The sequence below is a fragment of the Corallococcus sp. AB045 genome, assembly GCF_003668895.1.
GTDB lineage: Bacteria > Myxococcota > Myxococcia > Myxococcales > Myxococcaceae > Corallococcus > Corallococcus coralloides.
The window spans coordinates 1-26,148 of record NZ_RAWN01000142.1 but is presented as its reverse complement, the minus strand read 5'-3'; the positions used below and the strand labels follow the sequence as shown (position 1 = coordinate 26,148).

The window sequence follows — 26,148 nt, the reverse complement described above, 5'->3', positions numbered from 1 at the left end:
CCGTGGCGGCGAGGAGGAGCGCGGGGGCCAGGAGGGGGCGGAGGCGGAGGCTGGACACCCGTCCCGTCTAACGGGTGCGTGAAGCGGATTCAAACGCTCAAGGGGCAGGCGGAGAACACGGGGATGGAGGCTTCCCCATTTACGCGTTGGAACCCCAGCACCCTTGTTGGTACAAGAGCCGAGCCGCGCGTCGGTGCGGCCGTGTGGGAGGCAGCAACTTGCGGGAGAAACTGAAGGCCTTGGCGGAGCTGCAGAAGGTGGACCTTGAGGTCGCCTCGCTCCGAAAGGCGGCGGACGTGCATCCCCGCCAGATTTCCGAGCTGGAGCGGGAGCTGGGGGTCGCGCGCAATGGCATCGAGGCCGAGCGGACACGCGTCGCCGACCTCGAGAAGCAGAAGGCCCTGCTCGAGCAGAACATCACGGACGAGAAGGACAAGGTGAAGAAGTGGGAAGCGCGCCTGTCCGACCAGCGCTCCACGCGTGAGTACTCGGCGCTCGCTCGCGAAATCGACATCGCGAAGAAGGGCATCCTCACCCAGTCCGAGGCGCTCACGGAGAAGGTGAAGGAGCTGGGCGGCGCTCGCGATGCCATCAAGGGCAAGGAGACGGACTACGCCACCAAGCAGCAGGGCCTGTCGGGCCGGATGACGGAGCTGCGCGGGAAGCTGGGCGAGTCCGAGTCCCAGGTGAAGGACCTGGAGGGGCGCCGCGCGGAAGTCGCCGCGAACGTGGATGCCAACCTGCTTCGCCGCTACGAGGTCATCCGCAAGAAGAAGCTGCCCGCGATGGTGGGCGTGGTGGCGGGTACCTGCCAGGGCTGCAACATGAACCTGCCCCCGCAGATGTACAACATGCTGCGCACCTCGCTGGGCACGGACGTGTGCCCCTCGTGCAACCGCATCATCTTCGCCGTCGAAGCGCTGCAGGAGCCGAAGGACACCGCCGAGAAGTAGCGGCGGCGCATCACTTCGGTCCCCTTCCCCATGCCGACCCCTTCGCTCGTCGACGTTCTCCGTCACATCGCCCGTGAGGAGCCGCTGACGGCGACGGTGCGAGCCTTTCGCGGGCTCACCCGCGAGCACCTGGGCCAGCTGCTGGACGAAGCCGCCGGGCAGTTGGACGGCGGGCCACGCGAGGCCGAGGCTCCCGCGGCAGAGCCCGCCTCGCGGACGGCGTCCGGCTCCACCACGCCAGGCATCGAGGTCGTGACGCCCGCGGCGGGTGGAGCGCTGAACCGCGTGCGCGTCTATTCGGACGGAGCGGCGCGAGGCAACCCGGGCCCTGCCGGCGCGGGAGCGGTGCTGATGAACGCCGAGGGCGCGGTGGTGGCGCGCCTGGGCAAGTTCCTGGGGCACCAGACGAACAACTACGCCGAGTACATGGGCCTGCTCATCGGCCTGCAGCACGCGAAGAGCCTGGGCGCCCGCGAGGTGGAGGTGTTCGCGGACAGCGAGCTGCTCATCCGCCAGCTGGGTGGGAAATACCAGGTGAAGAGCCCCACGCTGAAGCCCCTGTTCCAGGAGGCGCAGAAGCTGCTGGCCACCTTCGGCAAGGTGAGGCTCGCCCACGTCCCCCGCGCGCAGAACGCGGAGGCGGACGAGATGAGCAACCGCGCGATTGACGAGCGGATGTAGCCCGCGTCAGGGCATCGTGCTCCCCGCCATGCCGCGTAGCGCGTAGGCGGCCTTGGAGTCCTGACAGCAGTTCAAGCGCGGTCCCCCTGTCTGTAACGCCGTGTAATCGCCCCGGCGGGGGCAACTCTCTAGTTTGGCTCCTGCTTGTGGCCAAGGCGCCGCAAGCGGATTCAACAAGCCCATACACGAGAGAACCGCCATGACTCATTTCAACTTCAAGCGCTGTGCCCAGGCGCTCGTCATCACCTCGTTGCTGGCTGGCTGCGGAGGGACTGACACCGGGGAGCCGGCCGCGCCCGAGCCCGTCACCCATGCCGCACAGCACTGTGTCATGAACGTCCTGCCCTTCACGCCCGGTGAGCCGCTGCCGGCGGCCGACACCGTCCCCGCGCCGAAGTGCTTTTCCTCGTTCCCCGAAGCCATCTCATTCGCCACCGGGGGCACCGTGCGGCTGCCCGCGACGGCGAATCCGAGAGACCTCAAGGAGTCCGACCTGAAGTCAGTCCACCAGGCCGCACCCAATGAGACCGTGATTGGTATCGAGTACAAGGACGGCTATTCGGGTAGCTCGCTTGTCTTTACATCCCTCTACGGTGGGTGCGGCAGCTACCTCGTCAACCTGCCCAGTGATTGGGACAACGTCATCTCGTATTCGAGGTCTTTCGCCGGGTGCAATCACTCGTACCACTACGACGGCCTGAATGGGAGCGGGGCCAATGTCGACTGCGGCGGCGGGTGCGCCTACATTGGGGACACGATGAACGACAAGACCTCGTCCATCTTCTGGACGCAGTAACCCATCCCCCGCCGGCCACTGGCTGCACCCGGCAAATGTAACCGCAGATTCTCCGCGTGCAGGATGACGTTCCGGGGCGCTTGAAGACAGGCCCCGGCCGTGCTCGCGGACGCCGCGAATCTGACAGCAGTCCAAGCGCGCCCCCCTTGTCTGTAACGCCGTGTAATCGCCCTGACAGGGACGACTGTCTAACTTGTCTCTTGCTTGTGGCCATGGCGCTGCAAGCGGATTCAAACCCATCCACACACAAGAGAACTGCAATGACTCATTTCAACTTCAAGCGCTGCGCCCAGGCGCTCGTCATCACCTCGCTGCTGGCTGGCTGCGAAGGGACAGACACCGGGGAGAAGGCCGCAGGGTCCCCGCCCGCGGACGTGACCCGCGCTGTCGCCACGCTCGTTTCACCCCAGCCGGGGCAATCCGCGGCGATGACGTGGAACTTCGAGAACACGACCAGCGTGGGTGCCGTCTCGAACTCCGTCGGCGAGTCGTCCGCAGGGTGGCTCACCGGTGCGGCCACGCAAACGGGCGGGGGACCGGCCGAAAACTGGGGCAGCCCGTGGGGCACCGTCCTGCTGACGCGAGCCTTCGGTACCGAGTACCCCTTCATTGACTTCACGACGACGGAGCCCGTCAAGCTGGAGAGCCTGACCTTCCTTCACTACCACAATCACAACCCTGGCTACCCCACCGCGCCCTCGTATCTGGTTCAGCTCCAGCTCGACCGTGGCTGCGGCTTCGTCGACATCGGCAACCCCATCACGGCGAGCCAGGCGACGCAATCAACGACGGCCACCGTGGCGCTCAATGACATGCGCCTCCCCGCCGGAACGTACCGCCTGCGCTGGGTCCCGAGGAACCTTGCGTTCGGCTCGAACACGAGCTCCGAGTTCTTCGCGGTGGGTCCCGTCACGTTGAATGTCGTCACGGCGTCCTCTTGCGACATGTAGTCGCTGCAAGTGATTTCAAGCGACCCCGCTACAGCGTAAAGACTTCCACGCTGTTCATCCCCAGCCGCACCTGCCCCGTGCCCGGGCGCCGTTCCACGACGCCCGCCGCATCCTGGATGCCCAGCGCGCCGAATTGCTTGCGCACCCGGTGGATGTCCACGTTCAGCTTGTTGGTGTCCGTGGCCAGCATCCGGCAGAGCCGCTCGCGGTCCACCCAGCCTTGCTCGGACGGCGCCAGGGCGTGCTCGGCGAGCCTCAGCCGTGCGAGCGTCGCCAACAGGTACTGCGAGGAGCGGGGAGGCAACATCCGCACCCCCTCCCGCAGGTGCACCGCCACCTCCACGTGCTCCTCGTCGCGGCTGACGCCGATGCGCAGCCGGACCTCCGCCAACGTGGGCGCATCCGCTTCCTCGAGTGTCTCCGTGGCCGCGAGGGGCAGCTCCACCACCCACTCCGAGCCGCTCAGCCACACCCGCTCCTGGTCCTTCAGCCGGCGCCGCTCTTCTCCCAACTCCAACACCCACTGCCCGCCATCCAGTGGGAAGAGGCTGGCCTGTGGCTCGTCGTCATCCGGCAGCACCAGCAACGCGCCGGTCGCCACCCGCACCAGCCCCGTGGCCAGGTGCCGGGCCCGCGCCGCAGGAGGGGACGCGTCCAGCAGCCGGAAGCCGATGCCACTCTTTCCCAGCAGGAAGTCCTGCCCCTGCCCCAGCTCTACCCGCTCGCCCGAGGCCAGCCGCCGCCCCTCGACGAACGTGCCGTTGCGGCTGCCCAGGTCCCTCAGCTCCCAGTGAGCGCCCGCCCAGTGCAGGCTCGCGTGTTCGCCGGAGACCCGGCCGTCCGGTATGTGAACATCACACGCGGGGTGACGTCCCAGCAGACAGCGCGTTCCCAAGGTGAACCGGCGTCCATCTTCCAACTGCAGCAAGAGCCCCATCTGCTTCTCTGACCTCGCGAAACACTCACCGTCGCATGCTAGCTTCGCGCGCGGTGCAGGATCCATCCGGGACCAGGGAGCTGCTCGCGGGCTATCTTGAGGAGTGCCGCTCGCTCGTGCTCGAGGAGCTCCGCCGGATCATCCCCGCAGAGCGCCACCACGCGCCGTTCCTCTACCAGCTCATGCTGGACTACCCGCTGCGAGAGGCCAAGGGGCTGCGGCCGGCACTCTGCATCGCCACGTGCCGTGCGCTGGGAGGCACGCTGGAGGCGGCGCTGCGCCCGGCGACCGTGCTCGAGCTGTATCACAATGCCTTCCTCATCCACGACGACATCGAGGACGAGTCACTGCTGCGTCGAGGCAGCCCCACGCTGCACCGGGCGCACGGCATCCCCGTTGCCATCAACGTAGGGGACGCCATGTTCGCCCTGTCGCTGCGGCCGCTGCTGGACAACATCGGCGCCGTGGGCCTGGGCCCCGCGCTGCGCATCCTCCAGGCAGTGGCGCGCATGACGCAGGAGTCGGTGGAGGGCCAGGCCCTCGAGCTCGATTGGATCCGCCGGGGCGCGTGGACTCTCAGCGACGAGGACTACGTGCGGATGGTGGAGCAGAAGACGTGCTGGTACAGCTTCATCACCCCCATGGTGGTGGGCGCCATCGCGGCCCGTCAGGACGGGGAGCGCATCGAGCAGTTGGCTGCCTTCGCCCGCAGCCTCGGCATCGCCTTTCAGATCCAGGACGACGTGCTCAACCTGCGCGGCGAGGTGGGCGCGTATGGCAAGGAGATCGGCGGCGATCTCTGGGAGGGCAAGCGCACCCTGATGCTGCTGCACATGATGCGTCACGTGTCCGCCGGGGACCGGGCGGAAGCCGAGCGCATCCTCTCCCTGCCCCGCCCCTCCCCGGAGGCGGCTCCGGAGCCCACGACATTCGATGCGCAGCTGGACCGGCTCGTCGAGGAAGGCGAGCTGACGGTCGTGGGGCGGCAGCGGCTGCGCGAGGCACGGAACGCGGCACCTCGCCGTGCGGAGAAGACTCCCGAGCAGGTGCGCTTTCTCCTCTCGCTCATGGAGCGCCACGACAGCATTGGCCATGCTCAGCGGGTGGCTCGGGATTGGCTGCAAGATGCCCAGCGGCGCTTCGACGTGTGCCGCGGCTGGCTCCCCCCCTCCATCCATCGGGACCTGCTGGAGGGCCTGACCTCCTACGTCCTCCTGCGAGCGAAGTGACGCCCTCCATGGTGCCTCCCCCCTCCCCCCAGTCCTCCCTCTTCGACTTCATCCGCACCCAGGCGATTCTCCATGAAGAGGCGCATCGCATCCGGGATCTGCTGTTCGAGCAACTGCTTCCGTCCGCGGCGCCTGGGGCCAGCGAATCGTTCCCGGCGGGCTCGCAGGAGGAGGTGCTCCTGGGGCTGCTGCGACGGCTCCAGGTGCTGATGCTCAAGCACCCCATCGTCGTGCAGGCGGCCTTCTGCGCGCTCGTCGCGGAGGGGCGGCGCTTCGCCGTGACTCCCGAGGGTGCCGCCTGGAAGTCCGCTCTTGCCTCCTCTCCTTTGCTCCAGCAGGGCCGCCGCCTCTGGGATGCCCTCTCCCTCAACATCCCCGAGGAGGATCCGGCCACCGTGCTGCCCTCGGCGTACATCGAGGCGCTCTTCCAGGCCACGGACTCCGCCCGGTTGGAGGAGCTGCTGCGCCAGCTTCAGGACCTGCCGCGCCAGGGAGAGGCCCATGCCGCTGCTCGATGAGCCCTGGAGCGACTTCGCTGACCGCAACCCGGTCCTGCCCCTGCTGCTCGGCATGCTGTCGCTGTCCCAGCGCTTCAATCACCTGCTGCCCGAGCCCGCCGCGCTGGCGTCCCCCCTTCCCGAGCCAGAGGAGGACCGGCTCCTGCTGATGGTCCTCGGCCTCGTCTCCGCGCGCCGGACGTTCCTGGGCGCGATGGAGGCGAGCCGATCCTCCGAAACGGTCGCGACACCGGAGCCTGACGCGTCCGCGGCGCCCTCCCTCAGGGAGCTGCTGCGGTAGCAGCCAGCGCCAGCCCATGTCCCCTTCCGCTCCTCCGCCAGAGCGCCTCGCGCGGCTGCTGACTGGCAACGACTACTTCCGGCGCTCGCCCTCGCGCATGGGCGGGCGGGGCGCGCACAAGGAATGGCAGCACTTCCTCGTGCACACCGAGGCGGCGCACCTGCTGATCAACTTCAGCCTGATTGACGACGTGCGGGCCACGCAGGGCCGGCAACCCGAGGTGGCGCGACTCATCGTCCTGGCTCGCGGCGAGGGCTGGGAAGGAGACGTGGAGCACTTCGAGGAGGCAGAGGTGGAGGTGACCGCCGGACGCATCGACGCGCGCTTCGGCCACAACACCCTGCGCTTCATCGACGGCACCTACCGCCTGTCCATCGCGCTGCGTGACCAGCCGCTGGCCGCCGAGCTGGAGCTCGTCCCCGTGACGCTGCCGGCCCTCTCCGTCAACCAGCCGCTCACCCTGGACCGGCGCCTGTCCTGGCTCTTCGTCCCCCGGCTGCTGGCGCGCGGCACGCTCCGGCTCGCGGGCCGCACCGTGCAGGTGAACGACGCCCCCGCCTACCATGACCACAACTGGGGCCACTTCCTCTGGGGCAATGACTTCTCATGGGAGTGGGGCTCGGTGCTGCCCTGGGACCTGACCAACCCCTGGAGCCTGGTGCACGTGCGCATGGCGGACCGCGGCCGCTCGGTGGCCCGCTACCAGGGTCTCTTCCTCTGGCACGGCGGCGAGCCCTTGCGCGTGTTCCGCGACGAGGAGCTCCGCGTCCTCACCCGGGGCAGCTTCCGCAAGGCGCGCCCCTTCTCCGTGCCTCGCGTCATGGCGCTGCTGGCCCCGGGCGCCGAGGCGGACCTGCCCGAGACCCTGGAGATTGCCGCTCACGGAGGGGCGGACACGCTCGAGCTGTCCTTCCACCCGCAGGACTCCGCCCGCATCGTCACCCCCTCCGAGGAGCACCCCGAGCAGGTGACCATCATCCACGAGGTGCTGGGCCGGGTGACGGCGCAGGGGCGCGTGCGTGGGCATTCCGTGGCCATGGAGGGGACCGGTGTCTTCGAGTTCATCCGTGACTGAGCTCAGCGTGCAGGCGCTGCTGGCCCGCTCCTTCGCGCTGCTGGCCCGCGAGCAGCCCCAGGCCCACGGGCGCTTCCTGATGCCTTTGGCCGGCCTCGCCGTCGCGCTGAAGATCGACGCCGAGCACTTCACCGCTGCCTTCACCTCCACGCAGGCCCACCTGCGCGCCGTGGATGGCCAGGAGTCCATCACCGTGGGCACCTCGCGGCGGACCATCCTCGAGGTGCTCGATGACCGGCGCACGCTCACGGAGGCGGTGCTCTCCAACGCCGTCGAGGTGGTCGGCTCCCTGGAAGTCCTCCTGCGCGCGCATGAGGGGCTGATCCGCTACGTGCACGGGGCGGTCCGCTGCGCGGGCTTTGCGTCCCTGCTCCACCAACTTCGCCTGACGTGCGCGGACGCCGCGCACACGGCACTCCCCTGAAAGAAAGGCAGAGGCCCATGGCTGACACCGTTCCCCCCTGTAACCCTGGCCCGAAGCCCAAGAAGCGTCGGGTCCACGTCTTTGGAGCCGGCATCGCGGGGATGACCGCGGCCCACGAGCTGGCCCTGCGTGGCTTCGAAGTCCGAGTCTACGAAGCCGCCAACGCGCTCAACTCACGGGGCAAGAAGTCCATGGCCGTCGGGGGACTGGCCCGCACCCAGTACTTCCAGGCCTCCAGTCAGCAGCCGATCTTCTTCCAGACGGAGGAGCCGGCGCCCTCGGGTTCCCCACCCGTCACCGCCGCGCCCATGGAGCCGCTCACCACGAGTTCGGTGGACCTTGGGCGCGACCAGGCCAGGCCCTTTCCCTCCCTCTGGCTTGAGTTCCAGAACGAGCCCTCCGACCTCCTCACCCCACGCTCGCAAGCGGACCTGAATAATGCGATCGCGCAGCTGACCGGCAAGGTCCATGACGGTTCGCTCGGCGCTGACTTCGTCGTCCACATCCAGCCGTTCTTCGACCAGAGCCGGGAAGAAATTCAGCAGGTGATGAACCTCCCCGTGGAGATTGAGCGGAGCAAGGGGCTGGCCAGGTCCATCGAACTCAAGCTGACCGAGGGCCTCCGTACACTGAGCCATTTTTCGGAGATAAATCTCAAGAACGAAGACCCCCGGCCTGCGAACACGGAACTCGGTCAGCCCCCCTCGGCCAGGAACTGGGTGCGGGTCACCCTTGAGCGCGCCATCCTCCCCGGCGAGCATGGATACCGGTACTTCCCGTCGTACTACCGCCATGTCTTCGACACGATGCGGCGCATCCCCCTCTACGACAACAACTCCCTGCCGACCTCCCGTACCACCTACGACAACCTCGCCCCGCTACCGACCATCGGCATCGCCAGCGAGAAGCACCCGCCCTTTGTCACGAAGTGGGCGACCGCCAGCTTCCCGAATGCCCTCGCGAGCGGGGCGAGCGGGCTGAGCAACCTGGAGGACCTGGGAATCCAACCGAGGGATCTCTTCCAGTTCTCGCTCCGGATCCTGCGCTACATGCTCACCAGCCCCGAGCGCAGGGCCCATGAACTGGAGGACATCTCCTGGTGGGACTTCATCGAAGGCGCCTCCGGAAACAGCGGCTCCGGGAAGCGGTACCGCTACAGCGAGGCCTTCACCCATCTGGTCCGGTCCTCCGGGCGGGTGCTGGTGGCGCTGGACGGCAGCGCAGCGGATGCACGGACCACGGGCAACACCTACCTCCAGCTCCTGACCGACGTCATCGTCCCCACCGAGGAGACCCACGCCTCCCTGAACGGGCCCACCAGCGCGGCCTGGTTCAGCCACTGGCACACGCACCTGTGCCGCCTGGGCGTCCAATTCATCCAGGCAACGCTCAAGGGTTTCGAGGCGGTGAACCCTCTCACGGAAGGCGCTCGCTTCAATCCCATCGTTCAGTATCCGCATGGAAAGGAGACGTTCCCGACCACGGATGACTATTACGTCGTGGCCGTGGACGTCCTCGCAGCGGAGGAAATCACCCAGCACATGCCGCTCACGTATCGCCAGAAGGACCTGAGCGTGCCAGGCGGGCTCCAGGGCTACACCACCCAGGTCCCCGTCAAGCGGGGAGAAGCGGGGACACGTCAGCGCGACCCGCGAACAGAAATCGGCCTGTATGAATGGGATCGGCTCCAGACGCTCTCCGGCATCCAGTACTTCTTCACCACGGAGCTCAACGTCATCGACGGCTACCTCTACCTGCTCGATGCGCCGTGGGGGCTCTCCACCATCTGCAGTCCCGTCGCATGGCAGCACCGGCCCATCCAGGGGCTGAGCCAGTACCAATCACTGCTCAGCGTCGACATTGGTGAATGGCAGAAGAAATCCCCAGGGTCCGGGGGAAGGAGCGCCTGGAAGTCCACGCCGACGCAATTGAAAAACGAGGTCCTGGGTCAGCTCGGCAAGGCCCTCCAACGAAAGGAGAAGGGGCGCCCCTTCCTGGAGTTCAATCCTCCCGAGCCCGCCTTCACCCATATCGACGAGGGGCTCGTCTACGACGGGAGCGATCCGGACCAGGCTCACATCATCAAGAACAACACGCCCTTCCTGTTGCCCACCGCCGGAGACTGGAAGCACCGGCCGGGGCCCGACCCCTGGGACCCCACGTCAGGCGCTCACGGGTCCTCCCCCGATGGGGACCTACCGCCTGGACTCTGGCAGGCCGCGCACGGTGGCTATTACGTGCATTGGGATCAGATCGTCTTCGCGGGCACCTACAACAAGACCTTCACCCGGCTCACCACCATGGAGTCCGCCAACGAGTCGGCCCGGCACGCCGTCAACGCCATCCTCGATCACTGCGGGGGGAGGCACAGCAAGCGCCCGACGCCACGGCCTGATTCCCATGTCTACGAGGAGCTCTTCGCCACCACGCCGATGGGCGACTACTGCCGCATCTGGGACCCCGAGGCGAACGAGCTGCCGGATGTGATGCTCTTGCGGCAGCAGGACGCGGTGAACTTCAAGATGGGACTGCCCCATCCCTGGGACCTCCTGGGCATCGAGGTGCTCCCCTCCATGCTCTCTCATCTCTCGGCGGCATCACCGGCCTCCGCTACGTCCACGGATGCCTTTGCCCAGGTGGAGTCCCTGCTGCGTGGGCTGGGGATGCATTCGGGCCACGGAGGCGGTGAGGGCCTCGTCGGGCTGCTGCGGCGCATCCGCACCCAGTTGGAGGAGAGCCTGCGGCGCGGCGCCGCCGGTTACCGGCCTCCCACGTCTTGATCGGTCCGGAGCCCAGGCATCAGTCCCAGCCCAGGCACCATCGCCGCGGCCAGCGCGCCGGGCCGCACCACCTGGCGCGCCGCCATCCAATCCGAGGCCTGGCGCCTCAGCGCCTCACCCTCACTGCCTCCCCGAAGGGCCCCCAGCGCGTAGCGCGCCGCCTCCAGATAGAGCGCCACGCCCTCGCGATCGAGGCCCGCCACCGCCTGCTCCAGCTCGCGGACCGCCGTGGCGCTGTCCCCGCTCAGCCGGGCCAGCCCTGCCCGCAGCAGGTTGCCCAGGGGGCGCGCACTGCCAATGGGGTCGCCCTCCATCACCCGGAGCTGCGCACGGACATCGGCCAGCAGCGCCCGCCGGTTCCAGCGCGGCTCCACGCGGCCAGTTGGAGACGTCCGCTCGTCCGGGAGGGACTCCGCCGCGGCCAGTGCCGCCCGGGCCCGCATGTGCCGCAGCCCCAGCCCGGTGGCCCTCAGTGAGAGCATGAAGGAGGACTTCAGCGGCGCCCAGTGCTCCAGGACGGCCTTCCACGCGGGCCATGGATCGCCCCGATAGTGGGAGGCGTAGACGCAGGCGATCAGCTCCGCGTATTGCTGGCGCCGGTACGCGTTCTCCGGCCAGGTGGACGCCACCGGGGACTGCGCGGCCAGCGCATCGGCGGCGCGGGCCTGGGCCTCCTCGGCGCGATCCTTCGCCAGCCACGCCAACACGGGCTCGCCAATCCAAGCCTCGCAACGCGCGTGCACGTCGCCTCGCAGCGTCGCGTCCCGGTCGAGCGCCTCCAGCCGCGCCGCCAGCGCGGGCAGCTCCCCCAGCATCGCCAGGGCGTGGTGGTGGAAGATGGCCACACTCACCCGCTCCCAGGCCGTGCCCGGGCACTGCTCGCGGAAGAGCACGTCGGCGCGGTCGCAGGCCTCGGCCGCCTCGCGCCACCGGCCCAGGGTGTACGCCTGGTTCGCCACGGACATGAAGTACCAGGCCTGATCATAGGGGTTGCCCGTGCGCTCCATGAGGACCCGCACCTTCTCCAGCAACTTGCGGGCGTTGTTCTCCAGGAAGCGGCCGCCCACGTGGGACTCCATGGCGGCCTCGAAGCCCAGGGCCCGGCAGAGCGTGGAGGCGTCTCCGGCCTTCAGCGTGCGCAGCAGGTGCATCATGCGGAAGGCATCCGCCAGTGTGGGGTTCACCATGGACCAGCTGGTGGATGTGGCCCACAGCACCTCCATCCGGTGCCGCTCCTCGGGCGAGAGGGCGGGCCGGGCGGCGTCCACGTCCACCCGCCGCGCCAGGAAGACGACCCGGCGCCACGTGGCCGAGCCCATCGCCCCCAGGAAAGAGCCCGGCACGGGGATGCCGAGCGTCTCCAGCACCGAGCGCATCTCCCGCCATCCCTGGTTGAAGCGCCCGCTCTTCAGGTACTGCTCCGCGGCGCGCTGCTTCAACCCGCTCACGCGCGTGCCCTGAAGCTCTGCCCCCAGCGCCTCCGCGGACTCCAGGTAGCGCTGGGCCGCCTCGGGCGCGCGGCCCTGATTGGCCAGCGCCTGGGCCAGCTTCTCCAGCAGCGAGGGGCGATCCGCGGACTCGCCCAGCAGCTCCAGCCCGCGCTGATAGAGCTCGGCGGAGCGGCCGAACGCGAGCGTCTGGGAGGCACGCTCGGCGGAGCGCACCGCGTATTCGCCTGCGCGCATCGGCTCGCCCGCGCCCTCCCAGTGCACGAGCAGCGCCTCGAAGTCCTCGGAGCCGCGCGCCGAGAGGGCCTCGGCGATGCCGCGGTGCCGGCCCACGCGCACGTTGGCCGGGAGCGCTTCGAGCAGCGCCTCGCGGATGCGGTCGTGGTAGGCCGCGATGTCCACCTCGCCCTCCGCCGGAACCTCACGCAGCAGGCTGGAGTCTCGCAGCCAGGCCGAGACGGCCCGACCTCCTTCGTCCAGCCCGGCGGCCCGCAGCGCCACACTCCGCCCCAGCGGCCGGCCCGCGACGGCGGCCACTTCCAGCAGCGCGCGCTGCTCCGGAGAGAGCGAGCGGATCCGCTCCATCAGCAACTGGGCCACATCCACCTGGGCCGGCAGCGGCAGTCCCTGACCCGCGTGCGCACCCACGTGGCGGGCCAGCTCGCAGGCGATGAAGGGGTTGCCTTCGGCATGGGAGACGACGGCCTCCACTTGAGAATCACTCCCGGAGGTCCGCGCGCCGAGCAGGGTCGAGACCAGCGCCGCCACCTCCTGCTCGCCCAGCGCTCCCAGTGGCAGCTCGCGCGCGGCGTCAGAGGGCGCTTCGGGAGGGGTCAGCTCCAACAGCCGGCGCAGCAGCGGGCTGCGGCTCCGGTCCTCGCTCCGCCACGAGAGCACCAGCAGCATGCGCGGCGCGGGAGACCGCAGCAGTTCCTGGAAGAGCGGCGCCGAGTCGGCATCTCCCCACTGCACGTCATCGATCCAGAGCACCAGCGGGCGCGCGCGGCCGAGCCGCTCCAGCAGCTCGCGCAGGGCCTGGAAGCCCTGGTGCCGCAGCTCGGCGGGCTCCGGGAGCACCGCGGGGGTGGCAGCATGCTGAAACGCCGCCAGCCTCCCCAGGACGGGGAAGAGGCGCGTCAGCGCGTAGGCCTGGGAAGGAACGAGCGCCGCGGCCTCGTCCACGGCGAGCGCGCCAAGCTGGCGGGCCAGCGAGTCGATCGCCGCGTCCATGGCCTTGTAGGGCACGCTCTCCTGTGGGTGGCACCGTCCCTGGAGCACCATGGGCACGGAGGCAGGAGCGCGCTGGGCGAGGAACTCGCGCACCAGCGTGGACTTGCCCATCCCCGAGGGCCCGTGGACATGCACCGTGATCAGACGCTGCTGCTGGGAGACCTCCGCCAGCGCACCCTCCAACACCGTGAGCTCCCGGGCCCGGCCCACGAACGGGGCGTGGCTCGCCGAGGAAGTGGCGAGCCGCTGCGGCGCCGCACCCGCGAGCATCGAGGACAGCCGTGCGATGCACTCCTCCGCCGACGGACGTTGCTTCGGCTCCAGCGACAGCAGCTCCCGAGCCAGCGTGGCCAGATCCTCGGGGACGTCCGGAGCCTGAGCGTGGACCAGAGGCGGCTGCTGGCTCACCTTCAACTCCAACAAGCGCTCGGGCTCGGCCGCGAATGGATACGCTCCGGTGAGCACCTGATACAGCATGGCCCCCACCGCGTAGAGGTCCGAGGCGGGGGTGACGGACTCTCCTGTCACCTGCTCCGGCGCCATATAGGCCGGAGTCCCGGCGCGCCGCTGGGCCGGAGCGCCCTCCGGGGAGGGCTGTTGCTCCGTCATGAGGCCGAAGTCGAGGAGCAGCACGCGCTCCTCTCGGGTGACGAGCACGTTCGAGGGCTTCACGTCCCGGTGCACGAGCCCCGCCGCGTGGAGCGCTCCCAGCGCTCGCAGGAGTTGCGCCACTCCCTCTCGCAGCCGCCGCCAGGACTCTTCCAGAGAAGCCACCTCCGGCCAGTCACTGCTCCGGGCATGCGCGGCGGATGCAAGTTCCTCCATCGGGATGCGCCCTTCCCCGCCTTCGGAGGTCTGCAGCGTCGACGCCCCGCTGGCCAGGGAGGACTCCCATGTCTGGGGAATCCCGCCACCGAGCGCCAGCTCCCTCCGCGCCCAGCTCAGGAAGTCGACGCCCTCCACCAGCTCCATGGTGAAGAAGGGGAACCCGTCTGCCACGAACAGCTCATGGAGCTGGAGCAGGTTGGGGTGGACGATGCCTGCGCGGGTGCGGAACTCGCGCTTCAGCCGGTAGAGCGCTTCCGCTCCAGGCAGCCGCAGCGTCTTGAGCGCCACCTCGCGGCCCACCTCCCGATCGCGGACCCGATACACCATGCCCGTGGCGCCCTGGCCCAGCGGTCCACACACCTCGAAGCGGCTCGTCCCAGCGAAATTCGAACGGATTGTCATGTCTGGCGCCGGAGGGCAGCTCCCCCCTGGCGCGGTCATGCTACAGCGTCATCTCTCCGCTCATTCTTGGGTCAGAACCCACCCGGCCATCGCATCCGCCATGCAGGAACACACCATCAATCGTCACGTATTGGATCAAGCGCTGGCCCTCACGCTGCTGTCCTGGCGGATGTATGTTTTTGAGCCGGCCCGTGCGCTGCGACGATTGGGCCTCTATCGGGCCTCCACGCTGGGGCCGCCCCTGCAGCGCGGTGTACTCCGAGGCGGCGGCCCGCATCTCAGCCTGAGGTATGCGCAGCCAGTGCTATTGGCGAACGAGCCCGCGGGCTACGAGGACGTCCGTGAGTTCGACCGCGTCGCGTCTGTCTATGACGCCGTGGTCCGACCCTTCTCGGATCCCATCGTCGACGAGGTGTTGGAGTTGATGCAGCCACTGCCGCCAAACGCCCGAATCCTGGATCCCTCAGCCGGGCCTGGGGGTTCGGCCCTGCGTCTGTCCAAACTGGTACCGGATGGAGAGGTGGTGGCCGCGGACCTGTCACGAGGCATGGTGGAGGCTGCGCACCGCGCCGCGAGCGCTGCTGGTTGTCGAAACATGGCCTTCTTCCAGGCAGACGTCGCGCAGCCACCCGAGGAGTTCACGGGCGCCTTCGATGCCATCTTTTGTTGTCTGTCATTCCACCACTACCCGGATGGCCTGGCTGCGGCACGCGCCTTCCGCCAGGTGCTGGCGCCTCACGGGAAGGTCTTCGTGGCGGACGGGGGGCCTGAGTGGTTCGTCAAGCTGGCCCGCCCCATCTCGGAGCTGGCGGATCCCGGGTTCGTGCGGCACCGCACGGGGGAAGAGTTCCTCCAGCTCTTCACGGAGGCGGGCTTCTCCTCCGTGTCGTGGGTCGAGGCACTGCCGGGCATCGGGTTCACCGTCGCCACGGTGTGAAGCCCGCGTCAGGGCGCCGTGTCCCCCGCCACGGCGTTGGACGGCTTGGGGCGGTCCCAGTTCTGGAGCGCGATGCTGACCGCGCCGGGCAGCAGCACTTCCTTCTTCACGAGCGCATAGGCCGCCTTGGAGTCCTGGCCCCGGGCGTCCAGTTGGCGCGCGAGCACCAGGTGCAGCGCGGCCCGCTCGCCCCAGTCCAGCATCGTGAGGGATTCCACCGGCAACTTGCCGCTCAGCACGTCCTGCAGTTCGCCGTAGCCCAGGTCCGCGCTGGAGGCGTCCAGTACCCTTGCCGCGAGCGCGGCGTCCCCGAGCCTTTCGAACTCCGCCGCCAGCAACGTGCCTGCCTCCCTGCCGAGCCGGTGGAAGCCAACGAAGTCCGCGTCGACGAAGGCCCGCGCGGCGAACTCGGGCTCCTCGGCGAGCGCCATCAACATCCGTGTCGAGACCGCGAGCACATGCTCTTCCGGCACCGCGCGCAGCTTCGCGGCGTCCACGAAATGCCCGAGCGAAGCCGCGAGCCACTCCGCGACGATTCCGTCCGGCCGCTTCTTCTGGGCGCTCTCGATGAGCTGCCGCATCACGTCGTTCGCCGAACCCTTCTGCGATGCGTGCCCCACCAGCTTCGCGTAGAGCAGCACGCCCTCCAGGTCCACCGCGTCCTTTGAGTCCGCGACCGGCAGCAGGCGCTCCGACAGCCTGCGTGCCGCCTCCTGTCGGCGCCCCAGGGCTACCAGCGCTTCGGCGTGCATGTCCTGGTAGCGCGGATAGTCGGGATCGCCCTGCTCCATCGCGTCCAGCAGCAGGAGCGCCTCCGCCCAGCGCTGCTGACGCATGTAACGCCCCACCAGTGCCCGGCGGGGGAGCGGCTCCCCGGGATGGTCGCGGACCAGTGCCTCCAACCGCTCCGTCCCCGCGGGCTCCGGCTCCAGGCGCGCGAGCAATACCGCCAGGAGCACCGAGCCGGGCTCGCGTTCCAGCGCGGCCTGGTAATAGGCACGGACCTCGTCACCGCGTCCGGCGCGGCGCATGTCGTGCATCCACATCCCATGCGCTTCGATGTCGTTCGGATGCGCGTCGCGCTGCGCACGCGAGACAGCGAGCGACGCGTGGAGCCCTTCCTCGCTCGCGACCAGGCTCCTGGCGGCAACGGCCGCGAGCTCTATTTCCGGAGTCTCCGGCAGGGCCTCCCGGAGCCCTTCCGCCAGGCGGGCCGCCTCGGCCACGCGGTGGGTGGACACCAGCCAGCCGTAGCTCGTCTTCCATCCCCCCAGCGCCTGCCCCAGGTGGGTGCGCGAGAAGGTGCCTCTGTCGCGCTTGCGCACCGGGAACGACTCGGGAGGGTTGGTGAGCACGTAGTCGATGCGCCCCACGTGCTTGAAGGACGTGCCCGCCAGGACCAGGGGCGCGTGCTCTGGAGGGTTGATGGACCGGTCGGAGTAGGTGGCCGTCGTCCGGTAGAGCGGCGCGGCGCCCAGCACGTTGTAGACGAAGAGGCCGCTCTCGTCGGTCACGAACACCGTCTCGTGCGTCAGCGTGCCCTTCTCGCCCTGGATGTCCACGTCCAGCGGGCCCAGCGGCATCGAGTGCGACGCGTGCTCATTCGCCGCGAGCGTGAAGTGCTCGCCGCCCGCGGAGACCGTGACGGGCAGGTCCAACGCATTGACGAAGACCACCTCCGCGTTGGAGGTGAGAGACCGCGCCCCCGCCACGATGGTGAGCGCGCAGACACCGATGCCGCCCAACAGCAACCAGCCCTGGCGGGGAGAAGTCGAAGGCGCACTCACGGCCGGGCCCCCTGGACGAGCGTCGAAGCGGTGAACAACAGAGGACGGCGGCTCCCCGCTCCGGGCAGATGCCAACGATCCATCCACGCGTGAAAGAGGACTTCAGGGGCCCTCGGATCCGCTGCGTCGGCCACGAGCTCCAGCGGAGGAACCGGCAGGTCCAGCCCTTCATGGCTGACCGACCAGACCCGCTGGCCTCCCCGGATGCCGTCCCGCACGCGAAGGATGAGCAGAGGCCGAGCCTCACGCGGTGAGCCTCGGCCTACATTCACGCTGAGGACGTTCTGCCCCAGCGCCTCATCCACCGTCCGCTGCCAGGCATTCATGAGCAATTCCGAGAAGTCCTCCCGAGGCGGCATCACCGTGCCCTCCCGCGCCTCCCAGATCACGGCGATGCGGCGAGTGTGCGCCCGCGAGACACCGTCCAGCAGACTCGTGAAGAATTCGCGGGACGGCGCGGCGGCGCTGCCCGGATCCAACCGCGCTTCCATCCGGGCACGCGCCTTGCCCAGCTCCGCGTCCACCCGGGCCTGGAGCTGTGGGGCGAAGCGGGGGTCGGGCTGCTCGCGCAGGGACTCGAGCATGGAGTCCAGGTCCCCCTGGGACGCGGCGCGAGTCCAGGCGCGTACTGCCGCGGACTGCTGCTGCGGCCACACGGCCCCGCCCACCAGCAACACGCCCACCCCCGCGGCGGCGAACACGCCGGGCCAGGGCGAGCGTGCGTTCTCCGCTCGCACGCGGCCCTTCTTGTCCGCGCGCGCGAGCAGCGCCGCGGGCAGGTGCTCCACCCCGCTCTCCGCGTCCAGCATGCCCTGGCCCATCAACTCCAGCACGCGGCGGCGCCGGCCCATCAACTCCTGGGCCAGCGCTTCCGCCTGCTCCTTGCCTCGCACCCTCAGCGCCACGCGCTGGTCGTTGAAGCGCAGCTCGAGGGTCGTGTCCTGGTAGTTGCCGTTGTCCTGGTGGTCCACCAGGTGCAGGTTCTGCAGGTGCACGAACGGCCACACCGTGACGCGGTCGGTGGCCACCTGGATGAAGTGCAGGGGATGGATGGTGTCGAAGCGTCCAAAGGGGCTCGCCATCACCCGGAGGAGCCGGCGGGCCTGGGCCCACGTGACGCCACAGAAGACGGCCGCGAAGACCGCGCAGACGATCCAGACTGCGACCTCGCGCGCGTTGCCACCGAAGCAGATGAAGGACAACAGGAGGGCGGTGGCGGCGGCGAGCCCCAGCGTATAGAGGGCGGGCATCATCCAGTGCCTCACGGTGCGCCAGCCGTGGAGCCGCTCGGCCTCCTCGTGCAACCATTCGCGGGTGGCGGCCGGCAGGGCGTCCACGTCCAGGATGGCGCGCGTCGGATACGCGACGTCGGTGACACTCTCCGGGTTGAAGCGCCGGCCGAACGCGAGCAACTGGTTCGCGCCCTTGGAGTTCTGCTGAGCGAAGAGGTGCGCGGCGGACGACGAGAGCTGGCCTCCCGTCCAGCGGCGCAGCTCGGGGTCGGTGCTCTCTGGCAGCTCGGCGTCGAGCTGCTCCAGCGCCTTCGCCGCGTCCGCGTCCTGGCCGAACTCCAGCATCGTCGCGATGCGCCGCACCTTGAGGGCGAGCACGTCCATCCGTGAGATGCCGGGCAGCGACTGCGCCTGCTCAAGCACCTTGAGCGCGTCCGCCACCTGCCCCATCGCCTCCAGGCAGTCCGCCAGCGCCACGCGCGGGCTCACCTCCGAGGGGCCATGCTTGCCCGCGCGCCAGAAGGCATCCGCCGCCTCCTTCATCTGCTGCAGGCGGAGCAATGCCCAGCCCCGTTGCAGGTGCCCCTGCCAGTGGTCCGGTGCCCTCGCGAGCAGGGCGTCGAACTCCGCCAACGCCTCCTTGGCGTCACCCTCGTAGAGGAAGTGACGGCCCAGCAGGATGCGCGCGTCGTGGAAGTCCGGCTGCTCATTGAGCAGCTCGGTGAGGAGCCTCCGGCCACCGACCTTGTCACCTGCCTCGAACAGGTTGATGGCCTCCTGGAGGGCGGCGTTCTTCGCTGCCTCCGGGCCGTCCGCCTGTTGCGCGGCGCTGGCGTCAAAGGCCTGGCGCGCTTCGGGGTCGGAGAGCAGTTCGTACGCTTCGCGCAGGCGCCGGAACTCCTCCGGATGCGTCTCCGGCGGGTTCTGCCGGACGCGCTCGAAGTACGCCTTCTTGATGGCGCGGGCGTCCGCGTCCTTGTCGACGCCCAGCACCTCATAGGGGTTCTGGCGAGCTTCGCTGTTCACCGTCGCTCCAGTCCTGGCTTGTTCGCGGCCGCGTTCACGAGCCGCCACGCCTCATCCAAGCTGTCCACCGCGATGAGGCGCAGGCGCATGGACACCTCGGGCGGCAGCGTCGCCGCGTCGTCCAGGTTGCGGCGCGGGTGCAGCACCACGCGCATGCCATTGAGATACGCGGCCACCAACTTCTCGTGCACGCCGCCCACCGGCCGCACGTCACCGTTCAGCGTCAGCTCACCCGTCACGGCCAGCCGCGCGGGCAACGGGCGCTGCGTGTACGCGGAGAGCCCCGCCAGGGAGAGGGCGAGTCCACAGGACAGTCCGTCCTTGCCGATCTCCGTATTGGTGAAGTGAAGGTGCAGGTCCTGACGGGTCATGAGCGGCCCCAGGCTCAGCGCGGGCGCGCGAGCACGCACCACGCTGAAGGCCACCTCCGCCGCCTCCTGCGCCCTGGGCCCCACGTGGCCGCTGCACCGCAGGACGCCGCGCCCGGGCACCGCGACCGCCTCCAGCGGGGAGACACTCCCTCCTCCCGGATGCCACCCAAGCACGCCCACGCGTCCGACCGCGGGCCGGTCGCGCGCCAGCAGACGGCGGCGTTCGGCGACTTCGGCCTCGCGGCCCGCCGCCGCCAGGGACTCTCCGTTCACGGCCGCGCGGGCATAGAGCTCCGCCGCCTCGTCCAGTGCTCCGGCTTCGAGCCGAAGGTCTCCCAGGCGCAGCGCCGCGGCCCCCGGTGCCCCCGCGAGCGCGAGCACGGCGCGACGGGCCTCCTCCACCTGAGCGGCGGGACGTCCCTCCAGCCACATCAGCTCCGCGCGAAGCAGGGCCGCGGCGGCGCTGGCCCGGGTCGCCGCGGGTGCGACGACAAGCAGCCGCTTCACCTCCGCGAGCGCCCCCCGGGAGAGCGCTTCGACGGCGCCATCGAGCTTCGCCTCGCGGAGCGCGGAGCGCGCCGTGGGCAGCGCGAGCGCCTGTACCGATTGCTCCCGGGGAGGCGCGTCCAGCATGGCGGTGGTGGCCGGGAGCCCGAGCGCCGCGCGAGCCCCCAGCACCGACTCCGCGAGGCGAGGGTCCTCGGGCGCGAGCAGCCGGGCCCGCCGGAGCGCGGGCATGGCTTCGGATGGACGGTTCGTGCGCTCGCACAGATGGATGACCGCGCGCCAGGCCTCCAGTTCACCAGGGGCCGCTTCGGTGGCCTCGAACGCATGCACGAGCGCGTCGTCCAGCCGGTCCGCCTCCGACAGGAAGGTGATCAGCTCGGCCCTCAGGGACGCGTCGCGAGGAGCGAGGCGAACGGACGTCTCCAACAGCTTCAGCGCTTCCGCCGGCCTGCCATCGCGTGACAAGGCGGCGCACCAGAGGCGGCGCGCGGGACTGCCTCCGCCCAGGTCCAGGGCCAGTCGCGCATGCTCCGCGGCACCGCGGAAGTCACCCTCCTGGAAGAGCGCTTCGGCCAATGCGAACCGCGCAGACGGCTCCGACGGACGCAGCACCACCGCGCGCTTGAGTTCGGTCAGCAGCACGCGCGCTCTCAACCCAGGTCGAACAGCAGGTCCGTGAGCTCGGCGTCCAGCCGGGCCGCGGCGCCCCGGTCGCCCTTCGCGCGGGCCTCGCGCAAGGCATTGCACAGGGATTCCAGCCGGGGCCGCACATGCGCCGGCGCGGTCGCGATCCGTTCGGTCGCCGCGTTCAACAAGGCATCCGCGTCGGCCTCTGGAGACGCGGCAGCAGCCACGGGCGCGGACAACGGCGTCGCCGCCACAGGAGCCGCGCCCCACTCACGCGCCAGCCGCTCCTTCGCCTCCAGCCGCTGCTCCGGCCCCAGGCGCTGCGAGCGCTTGTCCACCACCAGCGTGGCCTCCTTGCCCGTGGAGACCACCCGCGTCGTCACGTCGAGGATGCCATTGATGTCATACGTGAACGTGACCGCGACCTTCTCAGAACCCGCGCGTCCGGGTGGCACGCCCTCCACCATGTACGCGTCCAGCAGCAGGTTGTCCTTCACCAGCCGCGCCTCGCCCTGGAACACGCGGATCTCCACCGCTTTCTGCCCGTCCGCCGTGGTGGCGAAGGTCTCCGTGCGCGACGCCGGCACCGTCGTGTTGCGCGGGATGAGCGGCGAGAAGACCCCACTCACCCGTTCGCGCCCCACCGACGCCTGCACCTCCACGCCCAGCGTGAAGGGACACACGTCGGTGATCATGATGCCGTGCGCGGCGCTCACCGCGCCCGTCTTCAGCCCCGCCTGCAGCGCTGCACCCAGAGCCACCGCTTCATCAGGGTGCACGCCGTCGCGGGGCTCGCGCCCGAAGTACTCGGCGACCAGCCGGCGCACCAGCGGCACGCGCGAGCTGCCGCCCACCAGCACCACCTCCGCGATGGACTTCTTCGACAGCTTCGCGTCCTTCAGCGCGCTCTCCATCGGCTCGAGCGTGGAGCGCACCAGGCCGGTGATCAGCGCCTCGAACCTCGCGCGCGTCACCTCCACCTCCAGCGACGCGGGCGTTCCACCCCGGCCCGGCGCGAGGAACGGCACGATGACCGGCGTGGACTCCACGGACGTGAGCGCGATCTTCGCGGCCTCCGCCGCGGCCTTGAGCCGCACCCGCGCCGCCAGGTTCCCGGCCAGCGACACGCCGTGGGCGCGCTCGAACTCCGCGCCCAGCCACGCGGCCAGCACCTGGTCGAAGTCAGTGCCTCCCAGCTGGTTGTTGCCTGCGGAGGCCTTCACGTCCAGCACGCCCTGGAACATCTCCAGCACGGACACGTCGAACGTGCCGCCGCCCAGGTCGTACACCAGCACGTACTGCTCGGCGTCCAGGTGGTTCACGCCGTACGCGAGCGCCGCGGCGGTGGGCTCGTTGAGCAGCCGCTCCACCTTGAGCCCCGCCAGCTCCCCCGCATCCTTGGTCGCCTGTCGCTGCGCATCGCTGAAGTAGGCGGGCACCGTGACCACGGCTTCCGTCACCGCGCCGCCCAGCGCCCGCTCGGCGTCCTCGCGCAGCGCACGCAGGATGAGCGCGGAGATCTCCGTGGGGCTGTAGCGCCGGTCACCCAGCGTCACCGGCAGGTCGCGGCCCATGCGCCGCTTCACCTCCGCGATGGTGCGCTCCGGATGCACGAGCAACTGCGCTCGCGCGGACTCGCCCACGTGGAGCCGCCCCTCCGCGTCCAGCCCCACCACCGACGGCGTGAGGCGCTGCCCCAACCGGTTGGTCAGGAGGTTGGGACGGCCCGCGCTGTCGAGCGCGGCCACCAGGGAGTGCGTGGTGCCCAGATCGATGCCAACGACATGACTCATGTGAGGTGAACCCAAGGCCTTTCGGCGAAGGACCGCGAGCGGCGGACTAGGACTCCGGCGGCGTCCACGGCTGAGCGGGCGCGGCGGCGGTGGCGGCCTCCGGGGCCGAGTACAGGCGGTGCAGCTGCCTCAGCCCCTCCTCGCTGATTCCCGCCTCACGGGCGATCTCCATCGCGCGCTCCGGCGACGCCTGGGTCACCCACTTCCACCTGTACGTAGCGATGAGCCCGCCGATGCAGGCCAGTGCGAGCAGTCCGCTGAAGATGGCGTCCACCGGATGCATCCCGGCGAAAGAGAAGAAACCGCTGAACAGCGAGATGCTCCCCAAGATGATGAACAGCAGGCGCGCCCACGCCACGAGCACGGACTTGCCGCTCATGGCGATGGCCTGCCCGCGCCAGCCATTGCCCTCCTCGGCCATGACGAGCCAGCCCTCCAGCGGGATGAGCGGCACGAAGTTGATGTGACCGAACTTCGTCGCGACGTAGCCCAGGCCTGGAATCTCATCCACCTTGCCAAAGAGCCGCGAACCGAAAATGACCATGTGCGTCCCCCTCGAAACCGTCGCGCCGTGCCACGAAGGCCCCCGGGCGCGTGCGCGCGAATCCTGCGGCACCCAGGCGAACGCACGCAATCCCCCGCCCCGGGTAGGACAGTGCCTCACGACCCCGTGGGCCACCGTCCTCCAGAGCATACGGACCATGAGGGAAGGACTGGTTCCATGACACCCTGAGTGCCGCTTCCCTCCGACGCCGCGTCGCTCAAGGCCGGTGCACGCAGCGGAACCCCACTCCCGTCAGGCCGTTCTTCGGATAGGCGAGGCCCCGGTGCGCGGACCGGAACAGGGAAGGGATGTGATTGAGCCAGGAGCCTCCACGGTGGATGGGCTTCTCCGGCACGCCGGAAGGTTCGGGAGGCGCGTCCTCGCCCAGCCGCTCCTGATAGCCGGTGGCGGTCCACTGCCACACGTTCCCGGCCATGTCGCAAAGCCCCCAGCCGTTGCATCGCGGCCCGGCGTGAACCACCGGAGCCGTGGCGCCCAGGCAGCCACGCGCCCCGCACGACACCGAGCCGACCCCGTGCTCCGCGTCGAACGACTCGCCCCACCAGAAGGCGGAGGTCGTCGAGGCACGCGCGGCGTATTCCCACTCTGCTTCCGTGGGCAGTGCGCCTCCGACGAGTTCGCAGTAGGCCCGCGCGGCGCGCCAGTCCACGCAGTTCACGGGATGATCCGTGCGCTCGGAGTCCAGGTTGCAGCGGCCGAGCCACTCACCCGGGGTCTCCGCGTCGCTCCACCAGCGCGCCTGCGGATCCTTCGCGCGCACCTGCTCACGTCGCGCCGCGAAGGCCCGCACCGTCACGGGCGTCACGTCCATCTGGAAGCGCTCGAACGCGACCTCCGTCCGGGGCCCTTCGTCCACATCCCGCTCCGGCTCTCCCGCCGGTGAGCCCATCTCGAAGCGCCCGGCCGGCAGCCACACCGACTCAGGCGGAGGCACGGTCTCCACGCGGGAGATGCGCGGAGCCGTGCCCTCCTTCGCGGTGCCACAGCCCGCCATGAATACGAGGAGGGCCGAGCCTGAACGGAAGAGGAACGAAGTCGACGTCATTGGGAGGCATGTTCGAACTTCGCGGACTGGTACTCCAGCAGGACGTCACACCCCTCCAGCTCCGGCTGGTGCGTGGCGAAGACGCGCGCCCGGACGAAGCGGTAGTCCTGGGGATCGTCCAGGTTCGCCCAGTCAAAGAAGCCCTGGAACCGGAGGTCCATCTCCCCGGGCTTCAGGCGCCCCTGATGCCATGGCACCTCCCGGACCTCCGGCGAGGGTGTCTTCGCGTGGAAGACCTCCAGGTGTCCGACGGGCGGAAAGCAGGGACGAACCCGGATGGCCTCCACGAGGCCCGAGCCATCCGGCCGGCTGTTCTCCATCCCCGCCTGGACCAGGACAAGCCCGTGGAAGAGCGACTGCTCCACGTTGATGAACTCGTGCCACCCGTCCTCCAATGGCTGGAAGTACGTGTTCCACACGTGCCGGGCGCATTCCCGGTACTGACGCATCAGGCGATCCAGGTCCGCGCTCATCGCTCCACGCCCTCCAGCAACGACAGGATGAAGGCGCCATACGCATCCTTCATCGGCAGCTCGTAGTCCACCTTGAGGCGGCGGCGCTCCGCGAGGACCGTCTCCCCCGTCCTCGGGTCGCGGGCCTCCTTCGCGTACGTCTCCCGGTAGAGCCCCGTCCCGCGCTTCTGCCAGTTCGGCACGTCGTTGAAGTTCACGCCCCGCTGGAAGAGCAGCTCGTTCTTCTCCGACACCGACAGGCGCGTGAGCATGTTCGTGGCCTCCGCCACGTTCTTTCCTTCGCGGCGCAGGCTCCAGTAGCAGTGCGCGTTCAGCGCGTTCCTCACCGCGTCCTCATTGCGCCAGCGGAAGTAGTCACGCACGAGCCCCGCGTTCGGCAGCTCGCAGATGCGGCAGTCGAACACGGCCAGGTCCCCCAGGAGCAGCGAGAACTTCGCGCTCGCCTCCCCCGCGAGGATGGAGTTGAGCTTGCGCGTCTTGCGCCCGAAGGTGTCCTCGTCCGGGTGGAAGAGCAGCGAGATTTCGTCGCTCTGCGTGTAGCCGTAGACGACCCGGAAGCCGCAGTCCATCAGGTGCCCGGTCGTCGCGACCATCAGGTCGCGCACGCGCACGTCGAAGGGGCTCTCGAAGGCGTGCACCTCCTTCGTGAGCCGCGTGAAGCCGCGCCCATCGATGCGCGCCACCATGAACACGCCGGGCAGCACGCACAGGTCGTGCGCGGTCTCGAACACGCGCATCTTCTCGTCCAGCTCATCGAACTTCACGTTGCCACTCCTCCACGGTGAAACCGTCCGGCCCCAGCCGGACGAAGAAAAGCGCGTCGAAGCCCTCTTCGGGATTGGGGACCTGCAATCGCTTGTACGTCCCGAGCACGCCCACCAGCGGCACGCGCTGCTCCACCGGGCGCTGATCATTCCGCAGGAGCGCGTCCGCGACCTTCGACTGGAAGTAGAGCCCCACCACGCGGAAGCCGAACTGCTTCGCGGCCGAGATGTAGCGGGAGCGCTCCGCCACCGTGGGGTTGGTGTTGTCCACCACGAAGGGCTGCTTCGCTTCCAGGCACGCGCGCAGCAGCACCTTCTCCCGGTGCCGCGTCTTGAGCATGTCCAGGCTCAGGCGGACGTGCGTGGTGAAGAAGCGCTCCCGGTAGAAGCTGCTCTTCCCCGCCCCCTGGATGCCCGTGAAGATGACCGCTTCCATGCCGCCCCGCCATCCCGCGAAGGCCGCGCGCGGGAGGGCGGGGCGGCATGGAAG

22 protein-coding genes are annotated in these 26,148 nt (G+C 69.5%); 11 read left to right on the top strand and 11 right to left on the bottom strand.

What is annotated here, in order from left to right:
• Positions 1-218: 218 nt before the first annotated feature.
• The 4 genes from D7Y21_RS28440 to D7Y21_RS28425 all read left to right on the top strand — a co-directional run bounded on the left by D7Y21_RS28440 (position 219) and on the right by D7Y21_RS28425 (position 3,380).
• Positions 219-953 (top strand): zinc ribbon domain-containing protein, encoded by a 735-nt coding sequence (locus tag D7Y21_RS28440; protein ID WP_120566720.1) that lies wholly within the window; start codon positions 219-221, stop codon positions 951-953.
• Between the two features lie 30 nt (positions 954-983).
• On the top strand, positions 984-1,634 hold the full coding sequence (locus D7Y21_RS28435; RefSeq protein WP_121716900.1) for a ribonuclease HI family protein: 651 nt from the start codon (positions 984-986) through the stop codon (positions 1,632-1,634).
• A gap of 199 nt (positions 1,635-1,833) precedes the next feature.
• Positions 1,834-2,430: a hypothetical protein gene (locus tag D7Y21_RS28430; protein ID WP_121716899.1), complete on the top strand. Its 597-nt coding sequence runs from the start codon at positions 1,834-1,836 to the stop codon at positions 2,428-2,430.
• Between the two features lie 260 nt (positions 2,431-2,690).
• On the top strand, positions 2,691-3,380 hold the full coding sequence (locus tag D7Y21_RS28425) for a hypothetical protein (RefSeq protein WP_121716897.1): 690 nt from the start codon (positions 2,691-2,693) through the stop codon (positions 3,378-3,380).
• A 28-nt stretch (positions 3,381-3,408) separates the two neighbouring features.
• Here the strand turns inward: D7Y21_RS28425 and D7Y21_RS28420 are convergent, their stop codons facing one another.
• Positions 3,409-4,317: an FHA domain-containing protein gene (locus tag D7Y21_RS28420; RefSeq protein ID WP_120566386.1), complete on the bottom strand. Its 909-nt coding sequence runs from the start codon at positions 4,315-4,317 to the stop codon at positions 3,409-3,411.
• Between the two features lie 116 nt (positions 4,318-4,433).
• Here D7Y21_RS28420 and D7Y21_RS28415 point away from each other — a divergent pair, with 116 nt between their 5' ends.
• From D7Y21_RS28415 to D7Y21_RS28390, 6 genes are read left to right on the top strand one after another with little or no spacing between them, the layout of a single operon-like run.
• Positions 4,434-5,546, top strand: a complete 1,113-nt coding sequence (locus D7Y21_RS28415) for a polyprenyl synthetase family protein (RefSeq protein WP_233591863.1) — start codon at positions 4,434-4,436, stop codon at positions 5,544-5,546.
• Positions 5,547-5,554: 8 nt separating this feature from the next.
• Positions 5,555-6,064: a hypothetical protein gene (locus D7Y21_RS28410; protein WP_121716906.1), complete on the top strand. Its 510-nt coding sequence runs from the start codon at positions 5,555-5,557 to the stop codon at positions 6,062-6,064.
• A complete protein-coding gene (locus tag D7Y21_RS28405) occupies positions 6,048-6,344 on the top strand; it encodes a hypothetical protein (RefSeq protein WP_120566384.1) in 297 nt (98 codons plus the stop codon). The genes D7Y21_RS28410 and D7Y21_RS28405 overlap by 17 nt, the downstream gene beginning before the upstream one ends.
• 16 nt (positions 6,345-6,360) lie before the next feature.
• Positions 6,361-7,419: a hypothetical protein gene (locus tag D7Y21_RS28400; RefSeq protein WP_121716895.1), complete on the top strand. Its 1,059-nt coding sequence runs from the start codon at positions 6,361-6,363 to the stop codon at positions 7,417-7,419.
• On the top strand, positions 7,412-7,843 hold the full coding sequence (locus D7Y21_RS28395) for a sterol-binding-like protein (protein WP_233612312.1): 432 nt from the start codon (positions 7,412-7,414) through the stop codon (positions 7,841-7,843). Before D7Y21_RS28400 ends, D7Y21_RS28395 begins: the two co-directional genes overlap by 8 nt.
• Positions 7,844-7,860: 17 nt before the next feature.
• Positions 7,861-10,623 (top strand): NAD(P)-binding protein, encoded by a 2,763-nt coding sequence (locus tag D7Y21_RS28390; RefSeq protein ID WP_121716893.1) that lies wholly within the window; start codon positions 7,861-7,863, stop codon positions 10,621-10,623.
• Here the strand turns inward: D7Y21_RS28390 and D7Y21_RS28385 are convergent.
• A complete protein-coding gene (locus D7Y21_RS28385) occupies positions 10,602-14,531 on the bottom strand; it encodes a serine/threonine-protein kinase PknK (protein WP_233612311.1) in 3,930 nt (1,309 codons plus the stop codon). The two genes, D7Y21_RS28390 and D7Y21_RS28385, sit on opposite strands and share 22 nt — an antisense overlap.
• A gap of 100 nt (positions 14,532-14,631) precedes the next feature.
• Between D7Y21_RS28385 and D7Y21_RS28380 the strand changes: the two genes are divergently transcribed.
• Positions 14,632-15,468, top strand: a complete 837-nt coding sequence (locus D7Y21_RS28380) for a class I SAM-dependent methyltransferase (protein WP_121716891.1) — start codon at positions 14,632-14,634, stop codon at positions 15,466-15,468.
• A gap of 8 nt (positions 15,469-15,476) precedes the next feature.
• On the opposite strand, the gene D7Y21_RS28375 is transcribed toward D7Y21_RS28380, so the two are convergent.
• From D7Y21_RS28375 to D7Y21_RS28335, 9 genes are all read right to left on the bottom strand, one after another.
• Positions 15,477-17,255, bottom strand: coding sequence for a lipopolysaccharide assembly protein LapB (locus D7Y21_RS28375; RefSeq protein ID WP_147469400.1), 1,779 nt, complete (start codon positions 17,253-17,255; stop codon positions 15,477-15,479).
• Positions 17,252-19,513: a J domain-containing protein gene (locus tag D7Y21_RS28370; protein ID WP_121716887.1), complete on the bottom strand. Its 2,262-nt coding sequence runs from the start codon at positions 19,511-19,513 to the stop codon at positions 17,252-17,254. Before D7Y21_RS28370 ends, D7Y21_RS28375 begins: the two co-directional genes overlap by 4 nt.
• Positions 19,510-21,033 (bottom strand): S16 family serine protease, encoded by a 1,524-nt coding sequence (locus D7Y21_RS28365; protein WP_121716884.1) that lies wholly within the window; start codon positions 21,031-21,033, stop codon positions 19,510-19,512. Before D7Y21_RS28365 ends, D7Y21_RS28370 begins: the two co-directional genes overlap by 4 nt.
• A gap of 8 nt (positions 21,034-21,041) precedes the next feature.
• Entirely contained in the window at positions 21,042-22,811 is a 1,770-nt protein-coding gene (locus D7Y21_RS28360) for an Hsp70 family protein (RefSeq protein WP_120566377.1), read from the bottom strand.
• A 46-nt stretch (positions 22,812-22,857) separates the two neighbouring features.
• Positions 22,858-23,355, bottom strand: coding sequence for a hypothetical protein (locus tag D7Y21_RS28355; protein WP_121716882.1), 498 nt, complete (start codon positions 23,353-23,355; stop codon positions 22,858-22,860).
• A 217-nt stretch (positions 23,356-23,572) separates the two neighbouring features.
• A complete protein-coding gene (locus tag D7Y21_RS28350) occupies positions 23,573-24,421 on the bottom strand; it encodes an SUMF1/EgtB/PvdO family nonheme iron enzyme (RefSeq protein ID WP_121716880.1) in 849 nt (282 codons plus the stop codon).
• Positions 24,418-24,894, bottom strand: coding sequence for a hypothetical protein (locus D7Y21_RS28345; RefSeq protein WP_121716878.1), 477 nt, complete (start codon positions 24,892-24,894; stop codon positions 24,418-24,420). Before D7Y21_RS28345 ends, D7Y21_RS28350 begins: the two co-directional genes overlap by 4 nt.
• Positions 24,891-25,658, bottom strand: coding sequence for a tRNA(His) guanylyltransferase Thg1 family protein (locus tag D7Y21_RS28340; RefSeq protein WP_120566373.1), 768 nt, complete (start codon positions 25,656-25,658; stop codon positions 24,891-24,893). The genes D7Y21_RS28345 and D7Y21_RS28340 overlap by 4 nt, the downstream gene beginning before the upstream one ends.
• Positions 25,645-26,148: AAA family ATPase (locus D7Y21_RS28335; protein WP_233612310.1), on the bottom strand; the 504-nt coding region annotated here is incomplete at its 5' end. The genes D7Y21_RS28335 and D7Y21_RS28340, both read right to left, overlap by 14 nt.